Genomic DNA, 23,296 nt, shown 5'->3' with positions numbered 1-23,296 from the left:
CGATAGACCCCGTGCGACCGGATGACTGTGCAACGCTTCGACACAGGCGTTGCAATACGGGCATCACGCAAAGACTCAGGTGACGCCGAAATGAAAATGGTCATGCCACTTCTTGCCTCTGTGCTCGCCGTCAGCGCGTGCGTGACGGCGAGCCTGTGTGACGCCGCCACGAAGGTAAAACCAAAACCAAAACCCTTGCCAACGTACAAAACCAGTTTCGATTGCGCCACGCCCCAGGCCTCCGCCGAAAAGCTTATCTGCCATGACGCTCAACTGGCGAGCATGGACCTGGAACTCAATCGTCTTTATCTGCTGGCGCTCACCGACGATCACTCAGTGCCGCGCCCGAATAAAGTCGAGATTGATCAGCGGTTCTGGCTTGAGTCCCGTAACCAGTGTGGCGGCGGGACTCAAGCCAAGGCGTGCGTCGTGCGAAGTTATGCCGAGCGTGCGTTCCAACTGCGCCAGGGCTCGGCCATTGCGAGAACCAAGGACCCAAGCCGACGCACCGAAGGCCCCGTTGCCTTCCATTGCGCAGGGTTCAGCCCGCTGATTGCCGCCACGTTCTTTACCGTCGAACCGGGCGTTGTGCTCCTGAAATGGGCGAACACCTCCATCACCCTGAACCAGGTGCCGAACGATTACGGAACCCAGTACACGGGCAAGGATTACAAAGGCAACTACAGCTTCTGGCAAATCGGCGATGACGTGTTTTTGCAGATACCCGGCTCAGGAAAGATGAATTGCGCAGCCGAGCCGGTCGGCTGAGGACGATGGCATCGGGACGTCCTGTCCCGATGGCCGCTCACCGCTTCAACTGCCGGTGCGAATCTTGTTCCACACTCGCGTACGCACCCGATCGATATTCAGAGGCATGGCCTCCAGCGCAAACAGCTTGCCCATCATTTCAGGACTTGGATAAACCTTGGTGTCGTTCTTGATCGCCGGGTCGATCAGGCTGTCGGCCGTCTCGTTGCCATTGGCGTAATGCACATAGTTGCTGACGCTGGCCATGACGTCCGGACGCAGCAGGTAATCCATGAAGGCGTAACCGGCCTTTTCGTCCGGAGCGTCGGCCGGCATGGCGACCATATCGAACCAGATCGCGGCGCCTTCCTTGGGAATCGAATAGCCGATCTCGATGCCGTTGTTGGCTTCCCTGGCGCGGTTTTCCGCTTGCAGGATGTCGCCGGAGAAACCGACCGCGACGCAGATGTCGCCGTTGGCCAGGTCACTGGTGTACTTGGACGAATGGAAATAGCTCACATACGGCCGCACTTTCAACAGCAGGGCTTCGGCCTTTTTGTAGTCTTGCGGGTTCTTGCTGTGAGGCGGCAACCCGAGGTAGTTCAATGCGGCCGGCAGCAGTTCGGGGCCGTTGTCGAGGATGGCCACGCCGCACTTCTGTAGTTTCTGCATGTTCTCGGGCTTGAAGATCAGGTCCCAGGAATCCACCGGGGCGTTGTCGCCCAGTACCGCTTTGACCTTGGCAATGTTGTAGCCGATGCCGGTGCTGCCCCACAGGTACGGGAAGCCATGCTCGTTGCCCGGGTCGTTGGTCTGCAATGCCTTGAGCAATACCGGGTTGAGGTTTTTCCAGTTCGGCAACTGACTCTTGTCGAGTTTCTTCAGCGCTCCGCCTTCGATCTGCCGGGCCATGAAGTGGTTCGACGGAAACACCACGTCGTAGCCGGATTTGCCGGTCATCAGCTTGCCATCGAGGGTTTCGTTGCTGTCGTAGACGTCGTAGGTGAAGCCGATGCCGGTTTCTTTCTGGAAGTTTTTCGTGGTGTCCGGCGCGATATAGTCCGACCAGTTGTAAATCTTGACGGTGTCGGCTGCCTGGCTGATCGACGCAATCAGCATCAGCGGAGCGAGGGTCAGTGTCTTTCGGAGCATGAGTCGATTCCTGTAGGGGTTATTGTTGTTGGCAGGCAATCAAAGGATCAGCTTTCAAATTTCAAAAGCACTCAAAAAATCAGTACATAGGTCTTGCGCACGGTTTCCTGGATATCCCAGATGCCGAGGCTGTTGGCCGGCAACATCAATGCGTCACCGGCTTCCATGTGCAGCGGTTCACCGCCATCCGGGGTGAAGGTGCAGCGGCCCTTGATGAAGTGACAGAATTCCTGGGCGACGATCTGCCGCCGCCAGCGCCCGGGTGTGCATTCCCAGACGCCGGTCTCGACGCCGTCGTCGCGTTCGACGCTGGTGGTCGAAGCCACGGCCACGGGTGTACCCAGCGGCACGGCGACCGGATTGGACTCTTCCAGTTTCAGGGTTGCAGTGTTCTTGAATTGCGTGATGCTCATGGGAATACCTGTCGAAGTAGCCTTTTGATGAAAAGCGTGCCGTTTTTCAGTGCATGAAACCTTCCATGAAACCGGCAACCCCGCTGGCCAGCTTGCGCCGCCAGGGCGCGGTAGCCGGGTTGGCCAGGGTCTGGTCCTCATGGACAAAGCTGCGGATGATCGCGTTATAACCGAGCCAGCGGATGGGTTCGGGCTCCCAGGCCCTGAGCGCGTCGAGGCCGCGCTGCGCAATGACCCACGGCTGGCGCACCAGATCGGTGTCACGGCCCAGGATCAGGTCGGCCAGCGTCCGTCCTCCCAGGTTGCTGGCGCCAACACCCTCCCCGCCATAGCCACCGGACAAGGCAATGCCGTTGGCCTGGTCGCAGAGCATGTGCGGCTTGAAATGCCGGGACATGCCCAGGTTGCCGCCCCAGGAATGGGTGATCTGCACGTTCTTCAGCTGCGGGAACAGCTCACCGAACAGGTAGCGCCGCAGCTCTTTTTCATCCGTGGTCAGGTCGAAGTCGTGGCGCAGTTTGCCGGCAAACTGATAGCCGCCACGGGCGCCAAAGATCAATCGGTTGTCAGCGGTGCGCTGGCCGTAGGTCACCTGGCGACTGGCCTCGCTGAACGCCTGGCCGCGGCTCAGGCCGATTTCGTCCCAGGTGGCCGCCGACAATGGTTCGGTCGCGACGATCAGGCTCTGCACCGGCATCTGATAACGCCCCAGTGGCGGCAAGGTGACGGAGTAGCCTTCTACCGCCGGCACCACCCAGCGACTACGCACCGACGCTTTCGCCGTGCGCAGGCTGCCGGACTGCCAATGGGTGACCGGGCTGTTTTCATAGATTTTGACCCCCAGGCGCTCCACCACCCGGGCCAACCCGCGTACCAGTTTGGCCGGGTGGATGGTCGCCACGTGCGGCGCGTAGATACCGCCGTAGGGTTTGGCGATGCGGATCTGTTGCGCCAGTTGTTCCGGGTTCAGCCAGCGATAGTGGCTGTCGTTGAGGCCCTGGCGGTAGAGATCGTCCAGGTAGTGACGCAGGCTGGTCTCCTGCTCCGGATAGCGTGCGGCGCAATACAGCACCCCGCCTTTGCGGTAATCGCAGTCGATGCCCTCACGTTCGAGGACAGTCTCCACTTCATCCGGAATGTGATGCAACAAATCGTAGGAGGCGCGGCGTTCTTCGGCCGACAGATTGGCCAGCAGGCGATCTTCACCCAACAAGTTGCCCATCAGCCAGCCGCCATTGCGCCCCGACGCGCCGAAACCGGCGGTCTGCGCTTCGACAATCGCAATGCTCAGGTCCGGTTTGTGTTGCTTGAGGTAGTACGCTGTCCAGAGACCGGTGTAGCCCGCGCCGATGATCGCCACGTCCACATCCAGGTCCCGCTCCAGCGCCGGACGCGCCAATAGAGGCTCGTCGAGCTGGTCCATCCACAAACTGATAGTGCGCCACGCCGGCATGCAAGACTCCACCACTCAAACTTCGATGGCGTCGATCCTAGTGCGTGGGCTCAGGGGCTGTCTTGCGCGCGTGCACGCAAAGAAATTTGTTTGACGTAGGCCTTGGGTGACTGGCCGGTGTGCTGGCGGAAGCAGCTGTAGAACGCCGACAGCGAATTGAATCCGGCAGCGAAGGCCAGCTCATCGATACGCAGCGGCGGCGTGGCGGCATCCAGCGCCGCGAGCAAGTGTTGCAGGCGCGCCTGGTTGACGTAGCGGTAGAAGCTCTGCCCCAGCACCTGGTTCAACAAGTAGGAAATCTGATTGCGGCTGTACCCGCACTCCTTCGCCACCCGTTGCAGATCGAGCTCCGGGTCTAGATACGGCTGCTGACCCTGGAAATACTGCTGCAGGTCCTCGGCCATGAAGCTCAACTGGCGAGGCGACAGGCCGAGCCGGCTGACCGCCGGGCGCTGGTTGCCGGACGTTTTGCTGCCGGGTTGTTCGTGCACCAATGAAGCATATTCATTGACCCGCCAGATCAGCCCGTCCTTGACGCTAATCGCTTCGCTGGCGCGGAACGACACCAGCCCTTCACCGCCGCGCAAGGTGATGCGGTATTGAATGAATGCGGTGTTGCCGTCCAGTCGTATGCGGTCGGAATGTTCCAGCGCTTCATCCGGATCCCGGGGCATGCTGCTGCGCACGTACTCGCGCAATTGGGCCAGGCCCATGACCCGGTTCTGGAAAAAGTCGTTGTACTGGACTTCAGGGTGATAGAGCGCCATGACGCCGTCCAGATCCCGGTGCTTCCAGCGCAAGTGATAGCGCATGACCGTCTCGCCCGTGGCCTGGGTTTGCAGGGGGCCATCATCATCGGCGTGCATTGAAAATCTCGACGGGAAAACCCCGAGCTTGCCCAACTTGCGCTTGGTCTTCAACGACTAAACGGATGAAGGCTTCTGGCCGCAAATGCGTACGAGCGTGACTGAATCAAAAAAATGGCGACAATCGCCAAATGGCCTGAAAAACCCCCACTCTTTTCACATCCGGATGCTACTTTTAAACATTGTCACTGGTTGAACCAATGAAGGTTCTTCCCTCCTACCATGAGCTAAGGGAAGCGCTCGATAATGAAGGCGGGTAACACATGAATAGAGGGTTCAGTAAGGTCACGTTTCCAAACGCCTGCCAGCTGATGCGCTGGCATTTTCATCCCATGGGTTTCGAGGCGAGCATGGACGCCCCGGGCAGCATGATTGCCCGTCTTTTTGATCGTGCCACTGGCGAGACCATGATCGCCATTGCCGGTATTCCTTGCGCCACCGTCATGAATGCTGCAGATGTAGAACTGATAATCGAAGCGGTGGAGGATGAACTTGAAGCTTTCGTTCCACCAGAAGCGTTCAGGAGTTATGCCTGAAGGCTCAGTTATAAGAAAGCCCACTTTAAGTGGGCTTTTTGTTGAGCGCTGTTCTCTGTAGGAGCTCGCTCCTACAGAGTGCCGATTCAGACGGTGATTTGGCTTTCACGATGGTCGACAAAAAACGCCTTGCCCTTGCCGATCCGGTCGGAGGCCTTGGGCATGTTAGCGGCCTGGGTGTCTTGCGCATCGACGTACCAGTAGCAATGGCTGACAGCGCGGGTAATACCCACATAGGCCAGCCGCAGGATCTCGTCCTTCTGGGCGTTGTCGTAGGGTTCGCTGTCACCGGCCTTGCCCAGGCCCGCCATCCGGTACACCTGATTCTTGTAAGGCGAACAGGTCAGGTGCTGGCAGTCGCCCAGCAGGAACACCGCATCGGCCTGGAGGCCCTTGGCGCTGTGATAGGTCAGTTGCTTGAGCCTGCGAGCCTCATGCGGCAAGCTCGAATCAACATTAACTACCGACTGAATATGCTCTTCTATCAATGACTTATCGCTGCTTTTTCGATAAAGCATCAAGATCGAATCACCCTTTCGGTAATGCTCCATCAGGCGCCGGGCCATGCCTTGGTCATCACGATCGAGCACGTTCACCGGCAGCAATGCCTTGGGTTCGCCGCTGGCCTTGGCTTTCTTCCCGGCAATCGCCGGTGCAGCGCGCACGATGTGCTCGGCGGCATCGATGATGTGCTGGTGGCTGCGGTAGTTGTCGCTGAGCATGACCTTGGTGGTGCTCGGCGACGGGAACTCCTTGTTGAACTCCATGAAGTAGGTCGGCGAACTGCCGCGCCATCCATAGATGGATTGCCAGTCATCGCCCACACAAAGCAGCGAGGAACGCTGGGCTCCACGTCCTACGTGCATGGCCGGTCCGCGACTGCGAATCTCTGCCAGGCTGGCCCTGATCCAGGAGACGATTTGCGGCGAGACATCCTGAAATTCGTCGATCATCAGGTGCGACAGCGGCCGCAGCAGTTCATCGCCGAGCAGTTTGAGGTTCTCCGGCGAATGCTCGCTGAACAGGGCAAACATCCGGTTGTAGGTCATGATCGGCGGTTTCTGATCGAGCAAGTGATCTTCCAGCGCTCGCCAGAAAAGGCTCAAGGCCTCGAAGAAGAATCGGTCGGGATCGTCCTTGGCGAAACTCATCTGGCCCACAGCGCCCGGCACATCCAGCCCGAGGTTTTCGATGAACCCGGCAGCGGCGACAAAGCAATCGAGCAACGGCGCAGAAGCGAGCTCGCCCTTGACCTTGTAATCGAAGCCCGGCCCGGCGCTGGCATCACCGGCAAGTGAGGCCAAAACACGTTTTGATGATTCGTAACTATCGAGCCATATCAATGGCTTACGGCAGAAAGCTTGAAACAGGGTGCGCTTTACTGCCCACTCTGCGCGCACCGTCAGCTTGGCGTTTGGCCGCGTGACCTGCGGGTTTTCCCGAGGGTCGAACCCCAGCACCACCCAGGCATCCAGGGACGGGATGTAGCCGTGACAATGGAATGTCGAACCGTTGATATCGAAGGACTGCCGATTCGGTTCGATACCCTTGATCGGCCAGGCACTGGCCCGAAACCACAGGTCTTCAATGACGTCGCACAGTTCTTCATCGCGTTTGGCCGCCAGTTCGGTAACGCCCATGCGTTTCTGCACATCCGGGTGGTCCCGCTCCAGCTCCTTGAGTTGCAAGGCATGCCGGGACAATGGCTTGATCAATTCACGAAAACGCTCATCGTCGCGGTGCAGGCGGTGATAGCAGGCGTTGAGCTGTTGGCGTTGGGCGTCGTTGATCCGCAGATCGAACGGGTTGCTGTCGACCTCCTCGTCACCTTGTGCAGACCGCAGGCTGAGGTTCTCGAAAGCCTGCAAACGCTCGAAACCTGGAAGACTGCGCACCATCGGCAGGATCCGCGAGTGAAAGGTGCGCACCAGATCCCGCGCCTCCTTGAAACTGATTGCGCGACCCCAGAGCGCAAACAGTTCGATCAGCTTGTTGATGAAATCCTTGCGCGACTCACGGGTGAAGGTCACCACCGTCATCGAACTCAGCTCGAAGCCCAGGTAATGGCTCAGCAGCAGGATACGCAGCACCAGCGTGGTCGATTTGCCCGCACCGGCACCGGCGATCACCGAGGTGGACGGCGTGTCGCTGAAGATCATTTTCCACTGGGCGGCGCTGGGTTGGGCATGGGCTGGCAACAATCGGGCGACATCTGCCTTCATGCGCTTCTTCAATTCAGCGTTCAATGGCAGGCGCCAATCGTCGAACAACAGGTCATCGACATTCGGTGGCCGGTGTTCAGTGGCGCGCGAGTCGCGGATCAGCAGGACCTGTCGACCCTCCTCCAGTCCTTCGAGCTTGCCTTCCTTGTAGCCGTAATCGACCCCGGCGCTATGGCCACTGCGAAAACCGTCAGCCTGGCCGTGCAACCACGATGCTCGGTGCTGGGCATGCAGGCGGGTCAGGCTGTAACCGAAGAATCGGGCGAGCAATCGCTTGATCAACGGCATCTCGGCCAAGGGACGAAGTTCAGGAGGAAGATCGGGGGTGTGTTGCGGCACGCGGGCTGACTCCAGGGTGTGAGGCTGTTGAGCGCTATGGTGTCTGCATTTGCCGTCGAGTTCTAGTCAATTGCTTATCACTCATTGGCTTATGCGATGAAGTGAAGGTTGAATGAGAAAATTTCGAGGTAGTTTTATATCAATCGATTCGATTGGAATGCTGCATTTTTTACGCTTTTTATCGATTGTTGCCTGTTGGATGATGGCCGTCATCACTCACCGGTCTCGCTTCGTGGCCCAGGCGCTTCGCCCCATGACGAACCTTTTCTGGAGACGATCATGCTTGAACTCAGACCTTTCAACTCGCTCGGCGGCGCTCACCACGGCTGGCTGGATGCGCACCATCATTTTTCGTTCGCCGAGTACTACGATCCCAAGCGCATGAACTGGGGCAACCTGCGGGTCTGGAATGACGACGTGATCGCCCCCGGCACCGGTTTCCCACAACACCCACACCGGGACATGGAAATCATCACCTATGTCCGCGAAGGCGCCATCACCCACCAGGACAACCTTGGCAACAAGGGCCGCACCGAAGCGGGCGATGTCCAGGTCATGAGTGCAGGCACCGGGATCGCCCACAGCGAGTACAACCTGGAAGCGACGCCGACCAGGATTTTCCAGATCTGGATCATCCCGAACGAATCCGGCCTGGCGCCGTCCTGGGGCGCCAAGCCGTTCCCGAAAGGCGAGCGCGAAGGTTTTGTCACCCTGGCCAGCGGCAAGGAAGGCGACGACCAGAGTTTGCGCATCCGCGCCGATGCCCGGCTGGTAGCCGCCAATCTGAAGGCTGGCGAGTCTGCCGAATACCATTTGGACAACGGTCGTCGTGCATACCTGGTGCCGGCCACCGGGGTCATTGAAGTCAATGGCTTGCGTGCACAAGCTCGAGATGGTGTGGCGGTTGCTGACGAGCAAGTGCTGCGGGTGACGGCCATCGAGGACAGCGAGATCGTTCTGGTGGACCTGGCCTGATCCGCTGGGCAAATCGCAAAAAAAGGGGCGACCGTGTTGGTCGCCCCTTTTTTGTTCTACCTGGGTAACTCCTGAAAGTCGTGCCCCTGTGGGAGCGAGCTTGCTCGCGATAGCGGTGTGTCAGACACATCAATGTTGAATGTACTGACGTCATCGCGAGCAAGCTCGCTCCCACAGGGTTGTGTGTTTATTTCGAGGAAATGGCCCCATCCACCAGCGTTTGCGCCTCGGCAACAAGCCGCTTGAGGTGGTCGTCACTGACGAAGCTTTCGGCGTAGATCTTGTAGATGTCTTCGGTGCCCGACGGACGCGCCGCGAACCAGCCGTTTTCGGTCATGACCTTGAGACCGCCAATGGCCTGGTCATTGCCCGGCGCGTGGCTGAGGATATTCTGGATCGGTTCGCCAGCCAGTTGGGTCGAGGTGACCTGTTGCGGCGACAACTTGCTCAGCAGTGCTTTCTGTTCCGGGTTGGCCTTGGCGTCGACCCGCACCGAGAACGGCTCACCCAGTTCATCGGTCAAGGCACGATACGCCTGGCTCGGGTCGCGACCGGTACGGGCAGTCATCTCGGCGGCCAGCAGGGCCGGAATCAAACCGTCCTTGTCGGTGCTCCAGACGCCGCCGTCCTTGCGCAGGAACGAGGCACCGGCGCTTTCTTCACCGCCGAAACCGAGGGATCCATCGAACAGGCCGTCGGCAAACCATTTGAAGCCGACCGGCACTTCGTACAGGCGACGACCCAGGCGCCTGGCCACGCGATCGATCAAGCCGCTGCTGACCACGGTTTTACCCACGGCGGCATCGGCGCGCCATTGCGGCCGGTTCTGGAACAGATAGTCGATGGAAACGGCGAGGTAGTTGTTCGGCGCAAGCAAACCGCCGGACGGCGTGACGATGCCATGACGGTCGTGGTCCGGATCGCAGGCAAACGCCACGTCGAAACGTTCTTTCAGGCCGATCAGGCCTTGCATGGCGTGGCCGGACGATGGGTCCATGCGGATCTGGCCGTCCCAGTCGACGGTCATGAAACGGAAGGTCGGGTCGACCTCTTTGTTCACCACATCCAGGTCCAGACGATAATGCTCGGCAATCGCCGACCAGTAGCGCACCCCCGCTCCACCCAGCGGATCGACACCCAGGCGTAGCTTGGCATCGCGGATGGCGTCGAAGTCGATCACGTTGATCAGGTCGGCGACATAGGTGTTGAGGTAATCGTGACGATGGGTGGTGCTGGCCTTCAATGCCTGCTCGTAGCCGATGCGCTTGACGCCAGCGAGCTTGTTGGCCAGCAGTTCGTTGGCTTTGGCTTCGATCCACTTGGTGATGTGGGTATCGGCCGGACCACCGTTGGTTGGGTTGTACTTGTAGCCACCGCTTTGTGGCGGGTTGTGGGAAGGCGTGATGACAATGCCGTCCGCCAGGCCGGTGGTGCGACCACGGTTGTAGCAGAGGATCGCATGGGAAATGGCCGGGGTCGGCGTGTACTCGTCGCCAGCGGCGATCATCACGGTCACGCCGTTGGCCGCCAGTACTTCGAGGGCGCTGGCGCCGGCCGGCGTGGACAGCGCGTGGGTGTCGATGCCGACAAACAGCGGGCCATCGATGCCTTGAGCTTCGCGATACAGGCAGATCGCCTGGCTGATCGCCAGCACGTGCCATTCGTTGAAACTCAAGTCGAACGAGCTGCCGCGGTGCCCGGACGTGCCGAAAGCAACGCGCTGGGTCGAAATAGCGGCATCAGGCTGGCCGGTGTAATAGGCCGTTACCAGTCGCGGGATATCGACCAACAATTCTGCCGGTGCCGGTTTACCCGCAAAAGGACTGAGTGTCATGCAAAACCTCTGGAATAGAGTGGTTCAGGAATTGGGTCGCAGTTTACTGGCAGTTCGTCCGCAACGCGATGGGATCGATCCAATAGAATGAAGGGTGTTATTTTTTGTCTCATCACTCACTCGATTGATTCCAGACGCAGCGCATCCCCCAACAAGCCCAGTGCGGCAGCCAGGTTGTGATCACCGCCGAAGGTATGACTCAAACGCAAATGCTGCCCGTGCAGACCGTGGAGGCTGAACAGTTCCCCCGGCGCGATGACCACTTGATGCGCCAGCAGGCGCTGGAACACACGACGTACGTTGACCCGACGCAAGGAGCGCACCCAGATCGTTGCACCGCCTTGCGGCTCGACGAAATGCAAGGCATCACCCAATCGCTCCTGCAACAACTGGGTCATTTGACTCTTGCGTTCCTTGAGCAGCCGGCGCAGCACCAGCAGGTGTTGATCGATGCGACCGCTGCTGTACAAGCGGGCGATGGCTTTCTGGCGAATCGGCGAGAGACGAAAGGAGCGCAGCAGAAAGTGCCGTTGCAGCTCAGCGCTCAAATGCCTTGAAAGCAGGTAGCCGTAGGGCGCTTCCGGACCGATGATTTTCTCGAACGTGGAAAACACCATCAGCCGTTCAGGGTCCAGCAAGTCGCGAAAGCGCACACCTGCAAGGTCGAATCCGAGTTCGCCATAACAGTCGTTTTCCAGCACCCAACTGTCATGCGCGGCCAACAGCCGGGCAATGGCTTGCCTGTTTTCGTCAGACGCCAGGCTGCCACGGGGCATGTTCAGGGCCGACGACAGCATCACCAGCATTACCGGTTCGGTATCCAGCAGCGTTTTGAGCCGCTGCGTATCCAGGCAACCGTCGGCTTGTACGGGCAACTCGATCACCCGCACGCAGGCGGCTTGAAACAGACGCAGGATCGTCCAGTCGCACGGCGATTCGACCACCACGGTGGCATCCTTCAAGCCCAGCACGGCGATCAGGATTTCCAGTACACCGCGAAGGTCGGCGCCGATGTAGACATCATCGGCATGCCAGTAACGCATCGGAGACGTGGTGTAGCGTGCAGCCAGGGCGGTGCGCAATTCGAGCTCGCCACAGGGTTGCGAAGACGACTGCGGCTGTCGAGGATACTGGCGCAGCAATTCTCGCTCCAGCAGCAACAAAGGACTGTCGAGTGGCTGCAGCAGCGCCGGTTCATCGGCGCTCAGGACCAGCATCCCCGGACGCCTGGCATTGACGTAGACGGCTTCCAGCAGGTCGCTGCCGCTGTCCAGCAGGCTGATTGAGGACACCGGCAACGCGTAGTAACCGGACTTGGCCACCGAATAGACGCGCCCCTCTTTCTCCAGCAGTGAATAAGCGTACTGAATGGTCGAGATCGACACATTGAGGCGCTCCGCCAGATGCCGCAGCGACGGCAGGCGGATGGGCGAATCCCCTTCAGATTCGTTGATCAGGCTGTCCAGGTATCGATAAACCGCCTGATAGGCGAAATCCGTTTCTCGTGGACCTTTCATGGATGAAGGCCGGCCGCACTGGCTGAAAATCCGCCCACGTTCAGTGACCCGCCGACCATTCATCCACCAACGTGATATCAGCGCCAGGATCGCCCAGCGCATTTTGCAGCGCGCCCGTCTGGATCAGTGCTTGAGGCGCCCTGCCAGCGCTTCCTGGCGCCCACTCCATGCGATAAAGCCGGCCAATCAGGCTGACGGGCAATCCGCTGACATCCATCATCCATTGCATGATCTGTTCGGCGACCGGGTGCCCCTGCATGGCCCGGTGCAACTCGGGCATGGCCACCAACATGCCCGGATGGCACTGACGCAGAAAACGCTCGAGCCCTGCACCTCTTTCGATAAAAGGCGCAAAAAGCAGGCACACCAGTTGTGCTTCGCTCAGGCCCAGGTTCCTTTGCGCCTCGGCCGCCGCCCGGGCGCGCCGCTCGTTCAGTGTCGCCGGGTTGCCGAAGAGCTCGATGGCCTGCTCGCACAAACGCTCAGGCAAGTGCTTGCGGCGCATCATCACCAAGGCGCGTTGCAGGTATTGCGCAACGCCGGACTCGTAATCGCGACCCTGCACGAAGCTCGCCTGCAACCCCCGCACGTGCGCCGAGATCGACGGGCTGACGAATTCGTTGTCACTGATCTGCGCGAACAGTTCGTCAGGCTGGAATCGGAGAAACTCCGTCAGCAATGGCCAGCGCTCTTCCAGGTTACTGACCAGCAGGTCGTGAATATCGATGCAGGCCGTACGACGACAGGTCTCAAAGCGCTCTTGTGGACGCCATCGGGCCTGGCCGTAATCGGCGTAGAACGCGTGATAGCAGTCGCTGCCCAGTTCATCGAGCAGTGCAAACAACCCCGAAAAACCGGCCTCGCCCCCGTATGAAGGCGTGAGCCCTGCCTTGGTGGCGGCACGTTTCAAACCGTCGATGAACTGCTTTTGCTGACGCAACGTATCACCGATCAGCAAGGCGTCTACACCACCGTCCCAGCGGGCGATTTGTCCGTAGAACTCTCCCGTGGCCAGATAACCGTCATCCCACAGGTCGAACCCGCCGCGCCACGCCCGGCGATGGCCGATCATCAACAGGTTCAGGCGGCTGGACTCGCGACCGGCGTCGGAGATCGGCGCCAGGTGGTTGAACGGCAAGACTTCGCGATCATCGACCATCAACACCTCGACCCGGGGATCGTCATAGACAAACAATGCGCTGTTGGTCCGGTGCATGTTCTCCACGGCCGCGCAGCTTGCCCCGTTCAACCGCAACGAGGCGATGCGCAACTGGAATGTCGCCGGCGCCCGCGTGGCGATGATCAACTGCGCGGCACGYAACAATGCCAGGGTGTAGCAGTTGTCACGGGCCCCGGACTGGATCGCCAACACCTTGTAATCGCCAATGCGCTCCATGCCCCCCGCCGCTACCGCCAGGCGCTGAATCAACAATTGCAATGCGGTGCGTTCGGCACGGGAGAAAAACCCCAGCAATCGCTGCAGCACTTGTTGATAGACATAGTTCATCGCTTGGTCATGGATGCTGGTCATCTTTATTTACCTGATACTCGTAAGTTCAATATCGCGCAGACAGCAAATCCCGTTGGACTGTCTGCACGTATGGAGTCATGGACTTTATTGCCAAATGCTAGCACTTGAATTTTCTGGTGATCATTTGCAACGTTCGCAGCGCCCCCTCGGTTTAACGACGCAGGTGAAGCTGTAGTGCCCAGCCGGCAAGGGTTTTCTCGATTTAAATCGCAGTCCTAGGAAACGTCCGACAATGTCCCACAGACACTTAACACAAGAAATAAAGAAGGAAGTTGTCGCTGTCTTTTTGGCAACTACACAACAACACGCTAGTTTGGAGATGTGCACCGACGGCGCACATTGAAAAGATTCAGCCTGACACCCAGTCATGACTCATTCCTTGAGATGAAAGTAATCATTCAATTATCAGGGCTTAGTGGCTGATTAGAAGCTACAGATTACGAGCAAAAACCAGTTCAGTTGCTGGGCTGGCCTGCGGGTCGACGGCTTTTTGGGGAGGGGGGGACTGAAACGAAAGAGTCCGCATGGGCACGGACTCTTGGATTGGCTATTACGGCGATTGTTATGCCGGTTCGACCTGCAGCGCCACCCTTTCGCGACACGGGCATTCGTCCATGTAGCGGTGCGCTTCGACAAACTCGGCAAACGGGAAGACCCGAGTCTTGAGCGGCAGCAGAACGCGGTCGGCAGTCATCTGATTGATGTCGCGCAAGGCACGTTGCAGTGCGACCTGGTCCTGGGTGATGCCCAGTTCCGGCTTGCCAGTGAAGTTGCCGATGCAGTGTACGAAGAACTGAATGTTTTTCTGGAACGCTGCGCAGGCCGGGAAAGGCGTCTGGTTGCCGCCTTGCAGGCCGTACAACACCAGGCTGCCGCGAGGTGCCAACACATCGCCAAGCAACGACATCTGCGGGCCGCCCAAACCATCGAATACCACATCCACGCCGCGGTTATCGGTGATCTTGTTGATTCGTACCAGCAGATCTTCTTCCTCGGTGACGATGACTTTCTCGGCACCCAGCGACAGCAGATACTCACGCTCGTCTGCTGACTTGGTCGCGGCGATCACTCGAACACCCAAGGCCTTGCCCAGTTGTACAAACGAAGGTCCGGCGCAATGACTGGCGTCGGTCACCAGGGCAAACTGCCCGGGTTTGACCCGTGCCAGATCCGCATAAGCGAAATAGGCAATCAACAACGGCGTGTAGTGCACGCTGGCTTCAATCGGGCTGAGCACATCCGGGTAGCGGGTCAGTGCCGAGCGCGGCAGAACGATCAGCTCGCCGTAGACCGGGTAATCGTTCGGGCTTTCGGCCGGGAAACTGGCAACCTTGTCACCGATGGCCAGGTCTTCCACGCCATCGCCGACGGCGGTGACGATACCGGCCATTTCATGACCAAGGCCTGAAGGCAGGCGAGCATGGGACGAGGCCAGGTTCTGGCGCCAAAGAATGTCATACCAACTGATGCCGATCGCTTCGACGCGCACCTGCACTTCGCCCGGTGCAGGCAGAGCCGCCGCATGCTCTTCGCATTTGAGCACCTCGGCTGGACCAAACTTGTGAAAACGGATCGTGCGGGACATCGCAAACCTCGCCAATTGAACCTCTAATGCCTTGAACTCTAGCTGGGCTTTCAACCCAACACTATCTGTGGCTATTAATAGTCGACATGCCTGTCATTGATTCCGCAGCGGCGGCAATTTCGTGAAATGTTGTAGGAAACTGGAGCCGCTTTTGCAGGAAATCTGAATTACCCGGTGCAGAGTACCAGCCTTTCCCCGTAATATTCCTGCTGGCCATTGTTCTCATATGGCCGCTCACGTCAAGTTTGCTGACTCTGCCAGGACTCCAGATGAATCGTAATGACCTGCGTCGTGTCGACCTGAACCTGTTGATCGTTTTCGAAACATTGATGCACGAACGCAGCGTGACCCGTGCTGCGGAAAAACTGTTCCTCGGCCAGCCGGCCATCAGTGCGGCGCTCTCGCGCCTGCGCGGCTTGTTCGATGATCCTTTGTTTGTGCGTACCGGCCGCAGCATGGAGCCGTCCGCCCGGGCGATCGAAATTTTCGCCCTGCTGTCGCCGGCACTGGATTCGATTTCCACGGCCGTCAGCCGTGCGGCCGAGTTCGATCCTGCCACAAGTACCGCCGTGTTCCGCATCGGCCTTTCGGACGATGTCGAGTTCGCCTTGCTGCCCATGCTGCTCAAGCGCCTGCGTGCCGAATCGCCGGGGATTGTGCTGGTGGTGCGCAGGGTCAACTACATCCTGATGCCGGGGATGCTGGCGTCCGGGGAAATTTCCATCGGCGTCAGCTACACCACCGACCTGCCGGCCAATGCCAAGCGCAAAGTATTGCGCCGCAGCCAGCCGAAGCTGTTGCGTGCCGACACCGTCCCGGGGCCGTTGAGCCTGGATGACTACTGCGCTCGCCCCCATGCACTGGTGTCGTTCGCCGGCGACCTCAGCGGTTTTATCGATGAAGAACTGGAAAAACTCGGGCGCAAACGTCATGTGGTGCTCGCCGTGCCGCAGTTCAACGGGTTGAGCACCCTGCTCGCGGGCACCGACATCGTGGCTACGGTGCCGGACTACACGGCCGATGCACTGACGGCGGCTGGCGGTGTACGGGCAGAGGACCCGCCGTTGCCGGTGCGCAGCTTTGAACTGCATATGGCCTGGCGCGGGTCGCAGGATAACGATCCGGGAGAGCGCTGGCTGCGGTCGCGGATTCAGATGTTCTTTGGCGACCCTGAGAGTCTTTGAAAGGGGGCTGGCGCCTTATTATTCAAGGTGCGTAAGCTGGATTTAGCGCCATACAAAAGTCCACTGCTTCCGATCAATGACCCGGGCTACCCCAGCGCCTCTTTTGGGGGCGTTATTGGGGGCAAACACTGTGTACTAAAAAAGTTGCCCCCAACATAGAGACCCCAAGAATACACTAGCGGCGAGTGGCTGAGATTTGGGCAACTGACGGAATGACGTGCACGCTACAAACACTTAATCTGCTGACTGGCATGTATCGTCAAGGGGCTACCAATGTCGTTTGATCTCCACCACCTCCTGCTTGTATTCACCGCCTACATCGTGGGAGCAGCAAGCCCTGGCCCCAGCAACATGCGCATCATGGGCGTAGCCATGCACCAGGGCAGAAAACCTGCGCTTGTGCTGGCAGCAGGTGTAATCAGTGGTTCTTTTTTCTGGGGATCGATGGCCGCCACGGGCGTATCAGCCATTCTGGCCCAATACGCGCAGGCGCTCTTCGCCCTCAAAATAGTCGGAGGGATTTACCTGCTTTTCCTCGCCATCAAAGCTGGCCGCTCCGCCCTCAACCCTGACGAGCGCCTTCAAAAAGAACTGGCTGGCGCACCAACGGTTTCGGGCTTTGGCCTTTACCGGCGCGGCCTGCTTATGCACCTCACAAACCCGAAAGCGCTGCTGGGTTGGATCGCAACCATGACCCTGGGGCTGGGGCCACACGCGACGCCTGGAACAATTGTGATTATCCTGGCTGGCTGCGCCGTACTGAGCGTCACTATCTTCTGCAGCTATGCGATCATCTTCTCCACTGCACCGATGATTCGAGGTTATCGCCGGGCACGCCGATGGATCGAAGGCGCCCTGGGGTTAGTCTTCGGCGCCGCGGGTATAAAGCTGCTGTTCTCACGCGCTTGAATCCATGACATCGCTCGCGGTTTGTCTGGAGTGCGCCGTGCTACGTCCTAAGTTCGAAAACCATCCACCAACTGCTTGAGTCGCGTGGCTTGTCGCTCAAGCTCGTCATAGGCAAGCAAGGTAGCCTGGAGATTTTCCACGCCTTCCTGGTTGAGGGTTTTGATCTTGGTGATGTCAACGTTTAACGAATCTATGACCGCAGTCTGCTCTTCCGTGGCAGTCGCCACCGACTGATTGATGCCGTCAATGTCGCCGATGCGCTGAGTGACACTGCCCAGTCGCTCACTTGCCTGGTTGGCGATAATCACGCCGTCCTGACTGTAGCGCTCACTCTCTCTCATAGTGGAGACCGCCTCACGGGCGCCCACCTGAAGCTCTTCAATCATCGTGTGGATTTCCTGGGCTGACGTCTGAGTACGGTACGCCTGGCTACGAACCTCGTCGGCTACCACGGCAAAACCACGACCGGCCCCGCCCGCCCGTGCAGCTTCGATGAACGCTGCTTGCCGTGATTTTGCTCATTTCTTCAAGGTGGTTTTCAAGATTGCTGCGGATGGTTTTGCACTGGATCGAATCGTTGTACAGCGTAAAGAGGGTAAACGCAGCGACAACAACGAGCGACGCAGCAAGCAGTACCTTATGACTGAACTTCAGGTTGGCAATCATCCTGTTTTTCCGAAGGCCGGGAGTGTTGTAGTTGTTATTCGATACCAAGATGCGTCGATGATTGCTCGATGACGGCCAACTCTGGATAGGCTGCCAGTTTCTCGATATGCAGTTCAGTACTCTCCAACCGGCGTTCAGTGAGTGAGCGGAAATGCTCCATATCCCGGCAGCGCATGCGCAGACAGTAATCCAGCGCACCACTGATGAGCTGACACTCAATGACCTGCGAGCAAGCACCGACTAAAGCTTAAAACACCTTTTGCGCGCTGCCCCCCTTACCCTCAGCCAATCCAACCAGCACCAGCACCAGCACCAGCAGAGATATACCAGGAGAGAGCTTGCGCGCGTCGATGAAGGCACCGTAACCGCGAATGATCCCGAGCCTTTCCAGCTTACGTACACGTTGCTGGCAAGGGCTCTCACTCAAGTGCACAAGTGAGGCGAGCTTTTTATAAGTGATGCGCCCGCTGTGGCGCAGCACATCAATAATTGCCTCGTCGACACGCCCCAAAGTTTCAAAAGTCCCCAGGGCCTTACTTCCAGTCTTCATAGGGAAGGTTTTTCACTTCAGTCCATTGGACAGAAATTGCTGTAGACGCTCGCTGCGCGGGTTATCCAGAATTTCTGGCCCGCCCTGCTCTTCGACAAGGCCTTGATGAAGAAACAACAGTTGGTTCGAAACCTTGCGGGCAAAACCCATTTCATGGGTCACCATGATCATGGTCCGACCTTCTTCAGCAAGCCCTTGGATGACTTTGAGCACTTCGCCCACCACTTCAGGGTCGAGTGCCGATGTAGGTTCGTCGAACAGCATGACTTCAGGCTCCATCGCGAGTGCACGAGCAATGGCTACCCGTTGCTGTTGACCACCTGAGAGAAACGCAGGGAATTGATCGGCAACACGGGCTGGCAACCCTACTTTTTCCAAATATCGCCGGGCACGATCTTCCGCGTCTTTTTTGCTGACACCCAGCACGCGGCGCGGAGCAATGGTGATGTTGTCCAACACGGTCATGTGGCCCCATAGGTTGAAGTGCTGGAACACCATGGCCAGGCGGGTGCGCAATCGTTGCAGCTCACGGTCATCCGCCACGCGCAGTCCCAAATGGTTTTTAACCATGCAAATCGGCTTGCCATCCAGACTCATGGCGCCGTCGTTGGGCGTTTCGAGGAAATTTATGCAACGCAGGAAAGTGCTTTTTCCGGAACCACTGGCGCCAATCAGGCTGATCACGTCGCCGGTTTTGGCGTGCAGGGAAACGCCCTTGAGTACTTCATGGTTACCGTAACTTTTGTGTAGCCCGTCAACAGTCAATTTGTACATGTTCGCAATCATCCTCTACAGCGGATCGGGAGCATCAATGTCAGATAAAAGGCTCAGTGAGCCGGACCCAGAAAAGCCAGCCAATGACGCTCGGCGATTCGAAACACGCCGACCAGCGCAAAGGTCACCGCCAGGTAAATCAGTGCGGCAATCCCGAACGATTGAAAGGTCAAAAAGGTCGCTGAATTCGCGTCACGCGCGACTTTGAGAATGTCCGGCACAGTCGCGGTGAACGCCACCGTGGTCGAGTGCAGCATCAGGATGACTTCGTTGCTGTAATACGGCAGCGAGCGACGCAAGGCTGACGGCATGATCACAAAGGCATAGAGCTTCCAACCTGAGAGGCCGTAAGCTTTCGCAGCCTCAACCTCGCCATGGGCAATGTTGCGAATAGCACCAGCAAATATCTCTGTGGTGTAGGCGCAAGTATTCAGGGCGAAGGCCAGGATGGTGCAGTTCATCGCATCACGAAAGAACGCATCAAGCGCAGGCTGCGCACGTATTGCAGCCAAGCTATAGATACCGGTGTAGCAGATCAGCAACTGGATATAGAGCGGCGTCCCTCTGAACAGGTAGGTGTAAAACTGCACCGGCCAGCGCACATAAAACCTGGGCGACACTCGAGCGATGGACAGTGGAATCGACACGATAAAGCCGATGAACAGTGAGGCACTGAGCAACCACAACGTCATGGCCAGACCGGTTATCTGCTGACCATCGCTGAAGAAGAAAGGCCTCCAATACTCCTGCAAAAGCTCGATCATCGCACCGCCTCCCGTGAACCCACCGCGTAGCGCCGCTCAAGTAAGCGCAGGACAAGATTTGAAAGGCTGGTGATGACGAGGTACGTCAATGCAGCCAGCACCAGAAAGAAGAATAATTGGTAGGTGCTTTTCCCCGCATCCTGGGCGGCTTTCACCAAGTCAGCCAGACCGATGATCGACACCAGCGCGGTGGCTTTTAGAATCACCATCCAGTTGTTGCCAAGCCCCGGCAAAGCGAACCGCATCATTTGCGGGAACATCACGAAGCGAAAACGCTGAGTACGACTTAACCCATAAGCAGTAGCGGCTTCGACCTGACCACGGGGCACTGCCAGCATTGCGCCACGGAACGTTTCGGTGAAATAAGCGCCGTAGATGAATCCAAGGGTGATAATCCCGGCGACAAAGGGGTTGATCTCGATGTACTCCCAACCCAGAGCGACTGTGAGGACCGTCAGCCAGGTTTGCAGGCTGTAGAAAATCAATAACATCAGTACAAGATCCGGCACCCCCCGAATCAGTGTGGTGTAGAGCTGCGCTGGCAAACGCAGCAGCTTGAGGCTGGAAAGTTTGGCGCTGGCCCCGATCAGCCCCAGCAGTACGCTGAGCGCAAGGGAAGACAGGGACAGCTTGACGGTCATCCAGGCGCCTTCGAGCAGTAAAGGACCGAACCCTTTCAGGCTGAATGCAGAGAATCCCAGCGCGCCTAATAGTGTTTCGAACATGATCAACAACCTATAGCGATAAGCGCCCATCCTGCGGACGAGCGCCGGGTGGTTATTTGCCGCTGTAAAGATTCAGATCGCCGAAATGTTGCTTCTGGATCGAATCATAGGTGCCATCTTCGTGTAAGGCCCGGATCGTTTTATCCAGCACCGCCTTGAGCTCTGCATTGTCTTTGGCGATGCCGATGGCTGTTTTGGAGGGAAGATAGGGGCTCTCAACGGACCGGCTGATTTCGTAATCAGCGCCCTGCGGCGAGCTGATAAAACCCAACTGAGCTTGCAACKTGTCCTGGAGGGATGCATCCAGCCGTCCCGCTACAAGGTCGTAATACACCTGATCCTGGTTCTGATAGGACTGAGTTTTTACGCCGGCTTTGTCCAGAACGGCTTTTGCGTAGGCTTCCTGGATGCTGCCCTGAAAGTAACCGACCGTTTTGCCTTTGAGTGATGCCGCATTTTCGCTCAGGCCCGAACCTTTCTTGAACACATAGGAGGTGAATCCGGAAAACAGCTCATTTGAAAAGTCGATGGCTTTTTCGCGCGCGGGGGTCACGGTCATGGATGAGAGAATGCCGTCAAACTTGCCGGCTTTGAGGCCTGGTATCAGGCCATCAAAATCGCTTTCAACCCATATGCATTTGGCTTGCAGCTTCGCACAAATCGCGTTGCCCAAATCAATATCAAATCCTTTGAGGCTGCCATCAGCCGCCTTGGACTCAAACGGCGCGTAGTTAGCGTCCACGCCAAAACGCAACGTGGTGTATTCCTTGRCCGACACTGCGTTCGTGCACAACGCAAAGAGCATTATCAAATACAGTTTTCTTAGCGAAATCATAAGTACATCCCTAGATTTTGTAGTTGGATTTAAGGGCAGTAAACATCTGATAGCGTTGAAACGTTACTTTCATTGTTATTGGCTGAAGCCATCGCCTCGCCTTAAACACTACCTGAGTGCCGCGACTTAACGAATATGGCAAATTGATCGATATCACGAGCAAAATGCTCGCCGCTCAAGCAGACACCAACTTCATCATCAACAAACCACTGACAATCAAAGTGGCGGCCACAACGCGCAGCAGACTGGCAGGTTCATCCAGGAAAAACATACCCGCTGCGAATGCTCCCACCGCGCCAATACCGGTCCAGATAGTGTAYGCCGTGCCCAGCGGCAAGCTTTTCATAGAGAACGAGAGCAGCGCAAAACTGGCTATCACTGTAATAAATGTAATAACCGTCGGTACTAATCGCGTAAAACCCTCCGACTGTTTCATCGAAAACGCCCAGATAACTTCAAGTATTCCCGCAATGATCAAACTTACCCAAGCCACAAGCCTCTCCCAAAACGCAAGCGAACAGACGATTGGCCTTTAATAGGGCTAACCTGTTAACTTGCTTAAAAAGACCCCCGCAAGCACGGGGGTAAAGACGGGTTGACCAAACCCTGGTTGCGTGACGCCTGTATTTAAATCACCTGAATGTTGCATCCAGCGCGAACGTAATATCCTTGATCAAGTCTTCCGGATCTTCCAGCCCGACTGAAAAACGCAAATGACCGTATTTACGGAACTCTTCGGGATACTTGTCAAAGCCACCCCGACCTTCTGCGCCCACATGCACAATCAGCGATTCGTCATGCCCTAATGAAACGGCCGAAGTGATGATGCGCAGATTCGAAACAAACCGGTTCTGCGTATCAGGGTCGCCCTTCACCGCGAAGGCCATCACCGCCCCATATCCCTTGCCTGCAAATTGCCGGCGCGCCAACTCATGCTGCGGGTGTGAAGGCAATCCAGGGTAGTAGACGTAAGCAATACGATCATCGGCATCAAGAAACTGAGCCAGTTTTTCAGCTGTGTTCAACAGTTGCTTCAGACGCAGGGGCAGCGTGACGGAACCGCGCATGATCATCCACGCATTGAAGGGAGAAATCGTCGCACCAAGATCAACCAACGCATCATTTTTGATCTTGTTGATCAGCTGATTGGAGCCGATCACAACGCCGCCCATGGCATCGCCATGGCCATTGATGTACTTGGTCAATGAGTGAACGACGAAGTCGACACCGTGCTCACTCGCACGAAAGAATGGAGGTGGGGTGAACGTTGCATCTACTGAGATCAATGCGCCGTGCGCATGGGCAATCTCAGCCAGCGCTGCAATATCTGCGATTTTGGTAGTCGGGTTGGCGATCGTTTCGGTATGGATCAGTTTAGTGTTGGGTCGGATGGCTTGACGGACCGATTCCAGATCACCGACGTCTACAAACGTCGCTTCGATCCCGTAACGTTCGGGCAGGAGTTCTGCGAAGAGTCGCCAAACGGCTTGGTAGGTGATGTCGCTGACGATGACGTGGTCGCCACTTTTCAAGAAAGAAAAAAACACCGAATGCAACGCGGCGACACCGGTAGCGAATACCACTGCATCTTCACAACCCTCGAGGGCTGCGAGTTTCTTCTCCAGACAAACCTGGTTATGGCCTTGATTTCGCGTATACACAAGGCCGTCTGGACTCGACCAGTCCATGGTTGCCGGATCTTCGGGCAAGAGATAGGAG

21 protein-coding genes and 2 pseudogenes are annotated in these 23,296 nt (G+C 57.6%); 6 read left to right on the top strand and 17 right to left on the bottom strand.

Features of this window, described 5'->3' with window-relative positions:
- The first annotated feature begins 90 nt into the window (after positions 1-90).
- The gene (locus tag AC1DRN_RS09400) at positions 91-768 is read left to right on the top strand and encodes an MliC family protein (protein ID WP_223458189.1); all 678 of its coding nucleotides are present in this window, start codon (positions 91-93) and stop codon (positions 766-768) included.
- Positions 769-813: 45 nt separating this feature from the next.
- Here the strand turns inward: AC1DRN_RS09400 and AC1DRN_RS09395 are convergent, their stop codons facing one another.
- From AC1DRN_RS09395 to AC1DRN_RS09380, 4 genes are all read right to left on the bottom strand, one after another.
- Positions 814-1,899: a polyamine ABC transporter substrate-binding protein gene (locus AC1DRN_RS09395; protein ID WP_223457999.1), complete on the bottom strand. Its 1,086-nt coding sequence runs from the start codon at positions 1,897-1,899 to the stop codon at positions 814-816.
- Positions 1,900-1,970: 71 nt separating this feature from the next.
- Entirely contained in the window at positions 1,971-2,312 is a 342-nt protein-coding gene (locus tag AC1DRN_RS09390; RefSeq protein ID WP_223458001.1) for a cupin domain-containing protein, read from the bottom strand.
- A 46-nt stretch (positions 2,313-2,358) separates the two neighbouring features.
- Positions 2,359-3,765 carry an NAD(P)/FAD-dependent oxidoreductase gene (locus AC1DRN_RS09385; RefSeq protein ID WP_223458003.1) on the bottom strand — a complete coding sequence of 469 codons (1,407 nt, stop codon included), beginning with the start codon at positions 3,763-3,765 and terminating at the stop codon, positions 2,359-2,361.
- Between the two features lie 50 nt (positions 3,766-3,815).
- Positions 3,816-4,631 (bottom strand): helix-turn-helix transcriptional regulator, encoded by an 816-nt coding sequence (locus AC1DRN_RS09380; protein WP_223458005.1) that lies wholly within the window; start codon positions 4,629-4,631, stop codon positions 3,816-3,818.
- A gap of 263 nt (positions 4,632-4,894) precedes the next feature.
- Between AC1DRN_RS09380 and AC1DRN_RS09375 the strand changes: the two genes are divergently transcribed.
- The gene (locus AC1DRN_RS09375; protein WP_218428094.1) at positions 4,895-5,167 is read left to right on the top strand and encodes a DUF1652 domain-containing protein; all 273 of its coding nucleotides are present in this window, start codon (positions 4,895-4,897) and stop codon (positions 5,165-5,167) included.
- 86 nt (positions 5,168-5,253) lie between these two features.
- Here AC1DRN_RS09375 and AC1DRN_RS09370 read toward each other — a convergent pair whose 3' ends face one another.
- Complete coding sequence (locus AC1DRN_RS09370) at positions 5,254-7,728, bottom strand: UvrD-helicase domain-containing protein (RefSeq protein WP_223458007.1); 2,475 nt, start codon at positions 7,726-7,728, stop codon at positions 5,254-5,256.
- A 279-nt stretch (positions 7,729-8,007) separates the two neighbouring features.
- Between AC1DRN_RS09370 and AC1DRN_RS09365 the strand changes: the two genes are divergently transcribed.
- The gene (locus AC1DRN_RS09365; protein ID WP_223458009.1) at positions 8,008-8,703 is read left to right on the top strand and encodes a pirin family protein; all 696 of its coding nucleotides are present in this window, start codon (positions 8,008-8,010) and stop codon (positions 8,701-8,703) included.
- A 187-nt stretch (positions 8,704-8,890) separates the two neighbouring features.
- On the opposite strand, the gene pgm is transcribed toward AC1DRN_RS09365, so the two are convergent.
- From pgm to AC1DRN_RS09345, 4 genes are all read right to left on the bottom strand, one after another.
- A complete protein-coding gene (pgm, locus tag AC1DRN_RS09360; protein ID WP_223458011.1) occupies positions 8,891-10,537 on the bottom strand; it encodes a phosphoglucomutase (alpha-D-glucose-1,6-bisphosphate-dependent) in 1,647 nt (548 codons plus the stop codon).
- 116 nt (positions 10,538-10,653) lie between these two features.
- Positions 10,654-12,054 carry an aminotransferase-like domain-containing protein gene (locus tag AC1DRN_RS09355; RefSeq protein WP_223458013.1) on the bottom strand — a complete coding sequence of 467 codons (1,401 nt, stop codon included), beginning with the start codon at positions 12,052-12,054 and terminating at the stop codon, positions 10,654-10,656.
- 40 nt (positions 12,055-12,094) lie between these two features.
- Positions 12,095-13,585, bottom strand: coding sequence for a hypothetical protein (locus AC1DRN_RS09350; RefSeq protein WP_223458015.1), 1,491 nt, complete (start codon positions 13,583-13,585; stop codon positions 12,095-12,097).
- A 562-nt stretch (positions 13,586-14,147) separates the two neighbouring features.
- Positions 14,148-15,170 carry a zinc-dependent alcohol dehydrogenase family protein gene (locus AC1DRN_RS09345; protein WP_223458017.1) on the bottom strand — a complete coding sequence of 341 codons (1,023 nt, stop codon included), beginning with the start codon at positions 15,168-15,170 and terminating at the stop codon, positions 14,148-14,150.
- Positions 15,171-15,439: 269 nt separating this feature from the next.
- On the opposite strand from AC1DRN_RS09345, the gene AC1DRN_RS09340 reads away from it, so the two are divergent.
- Both AC1DRN_RS09340 and AC1DRN_RS09335 read left to right on the top strand, forming a co-directional pair.
- Complete coding sequence (locus AC1DRN_RS09340; protein ID WP_115948013.1) at positions 15,440-16,354, top strand: LysR family transcriptional regulator; 915 nt, start codon at positions 15,440-15,442, stop codon at positions 16,352-16,354.
- A 273-nt stretch (positions 16,355-16,627) separates the two neighbouring features.
- Positions 16,628-17,263: a LysE family translocator gene (locus AC1DRN_RS09335; RefSeq protein WP_223458019.1), complete on the top strand. Its 636-nt coding sequence runs from the start codon at positions 16,628-16,630 to the stop codon at positions 17,261-17,263.
- A gap of 47 nt (positions 17,264-17,310) precedes the next feature.
- On the opposite strand, the pseudogene AC1DRN_RS09330 reads toward AC1DRN_RS09335, so the two are convergent.
- Positions 17,311-17,763 (bottom strand): annotated as a pseudogene (locus AC1DRN_RS09330) (methyl-accepting chemotaxis protein); the annotation flags it as partial.
- Between AC1DRN_RS09330 and AC1DRN_RS09325 the strand changes: the two are divergent.
- On the top strand, positions 17,756-18,001 hold the full coding sequence (locus AC1DRN_RS09325; protein ID WP_158560144.1) for a hypothetical protein: 246 nt from the start codon (positions 17,756-17,758) through the stop codon (positions 17,999-18,001). The pseudogene AC1DRN_RS09330 and the gene AC1DRN_RS09325 sit on opposite strands and share 8 nt — an antisense overlap.
- Here AC1DRN_RS09325 and AC1DRN_RS09320 read toward each other — a convergent pair.
- From AC1DRN_RS09320 to AC1DRN_RS09290, 7 genes and pseudogenes are all read right to left on the bottom strand, one after another.
- A pseudogene (locus AC1DRN_RS09320) lies at positions 17,964-18,479 on the bottom strand (Lrp/AsnC family transcriptional regulator). The gene AC1DRN_RS09325 and the pseudogene AC1DRN_RS09320 overlap by 38 nt on opposite strands.
- 12 nt (positions 18,480-18,491) lie before the next feature.
- A complete protein-coding gene (locus tag AC1DRN_RS09315; protein ID WP_115948015.1) occupies positions 18,492-19,253 on the bottom strand; it encodes an ABC transporter ATP-binding protein in 762 nt (253 codons plus the stop codon).
- Between the two features lie 53 nt (positions 19,254-19,306).
- A complete protein-coding gene (locus AC1DRN_RS09310; protein ID WP_115948016.1) occupies positions 19,307-20,017 on the bottom strand; it encodes an ABC transporter permease in 711 nt (236 codons plus the stop codon).
- Positions 20,014-20,742, bottom strand: coding sequence for an ABC transporter permease (locus tag AC1DRN_RS09305; RefSeq protein ID WP_115948017.1), 729 nt, complete (start codon positions 20,740-20,742; stop codon positions 20,014-20,016). The genes AC1DRN_RS09310 and AC1DRN_RS09305 overlap by 4 nt, the downstream gene beginning before the upstream one ends.
- Before the next feature lie 52 nt (positions 20,743-20,794).
- A complete protein-coding gene (locus AC1DRN_RS09300; RefSeq protein WP_477786686.1) occupies positions 20,795-21,547 on the bottom strand; it encodes a transporter substrate-binding domain-containing protein in 753 nt (250 codons plus the stop codon).
- 205 nt (positions 21,548-21,752) lie between these two features.
- The gene (locus AC1DRN_RS09295) at positions 21,753-22,070 is read right to left on the bottom strand and encodes a DMT family transporter (RefSeq protein WP_115948019.1); all 318 of its coding nucleotides are present in this window, start codon (positions 22,068-22,070) and stop codon (positions 21,753-21,755) included.
- Between the two features lie 139 nt (positions 22,071-22,209).
- On the bottom strand, positions 22,210-23,296 hold a 1,087-nt coding region (locus AC1DRN_RS09290; RefSeq protein ID WP_477786678.1), incomplete at its 5' end, for a trans-sulfuration enzyme family protein.

This window comes from Pseudomonas sp. P5_B3 (assembly GCF_056400405.1).
The sequence above is the reverse complement of the archived record's forward strand: the minus strand, read 5'-3'. Positions and strand labels throughout refer to the sequence as shown.

Bases quoted from the DNA above. Each gene is read 5' to 3' on its own strand.
- AC1DRN_RS09305 (WP_115948017.1), bottom strand. From the start codon at position 20,742: ATGTTCGAAACACTATTAGGCGCGCTGGGATTCTCTGCATTCAGCCTG.
- AC1DRN_RS09395 (WP_223457999.1), bottom strand. From the start codon at position 1,899: ATGCTCCGAAAGACACTGACCCTCGCTCCGCTGATGCTGATTGCGTCG.
- AC1DRN_RS09390 (WP_223458001.1), bottom strand. From the start codon at position 2,312: ATGAGCATCACGCAATTCAAGAACACTGCAACCCTGAAACTGGAAGAG.
- AC1DRN_RS09335 (WP_223458019.1), top strand. From the start codon at position 16,628: ATGTCGTTTGATCTCCACCACCTCCTGCTTGTATTCACCGCCTACATC.
- AC1DRN_RS09310 (WP_115948016.1), bottom strand. From the start codon at position 20,017: ATGATCGAGCTTTTGCAGGAGTATTGGAGGCCTTTCTTCTTCAGCGAT.
- pgm (WP_223458011.1), bottom strand. From the start codon at position 10,537: ATGACACTCAGTCCTTTTGCGGGTAAACCGGCACCGGCAGAATTGTTG.
- AC1DRN_RS09385 (WP_223458003.1), bottom strand. From the start codon at position 3,765: ATGCCGGCGTGGCGCACTATCAGTTTGTGGATGGACCAGCTCGACGAG.
- AC1DRN_RS09325 (WP_158560144.1), top strand. From the start codon at position 17,756: ATGAACGCTGCTTGCCGTGATTTTGCTCATTTCTTCAAGGTGGTTTTC.
- AC1DRN_RS09315 (WP_115948015.1), bottom strand. From the start codon at position 19,253: ATGTACAAATTGACTGTTGACGGGCTACACAAAAGTTACGGTAACCAT.
- AC1DRN_RS09380 (WP_223458005.1), bottom strand. From the start codon at position 4,631: ATGCACGCCGATGATGATGGCCCCCTGCAAACCCAGGCCACGGGCGAG.
- AC1DRN_RS09340 (WP_115948013.1), top strand. From the start codon at position 15,440: ATGAATCGTAATGACCTGCGTCGTGTCGACCTGAACCTGTTGATCGTT.
- AC1DRN_RS09400 (WP_223458189.1), top strand. From the start codon at position 91: ATGAAAATGGTCATGCCACTTCTTGCCTCTGTGCTCGCCGTCAGCGCG.
- AC1DRN_RS09375 (WP_218428094.1), top strand. From the start codon at position 4,895: ATGAATAGAGGGTTCAGTAAGGTCACGTTTCCAAACGCCTGCCAGCTG.
- AC1DRN_RS09355 (WP_223458013.1), bottom strand. From the start codon at position 12,054: ATGAAAGGTCCACGAGAAACGGATTTCGCCTATCAGGCGGTTTATCGA.
- AC1DRN_RS09365 (WP_223458009.1), top strand. From the start codon at position 8,008: ATGCTTGAACTCAGACCTTTCAACTCGCTCGGCGGCGCTCACCACGGC.
- AC1DRN_RS09345 (WP_223458017.1), bottom strand. From the start codon at position 15,170: ATGTCCCGCACGATCCGTTTTCACAAGTTTGGTCCAGCCGAGGTGCTC.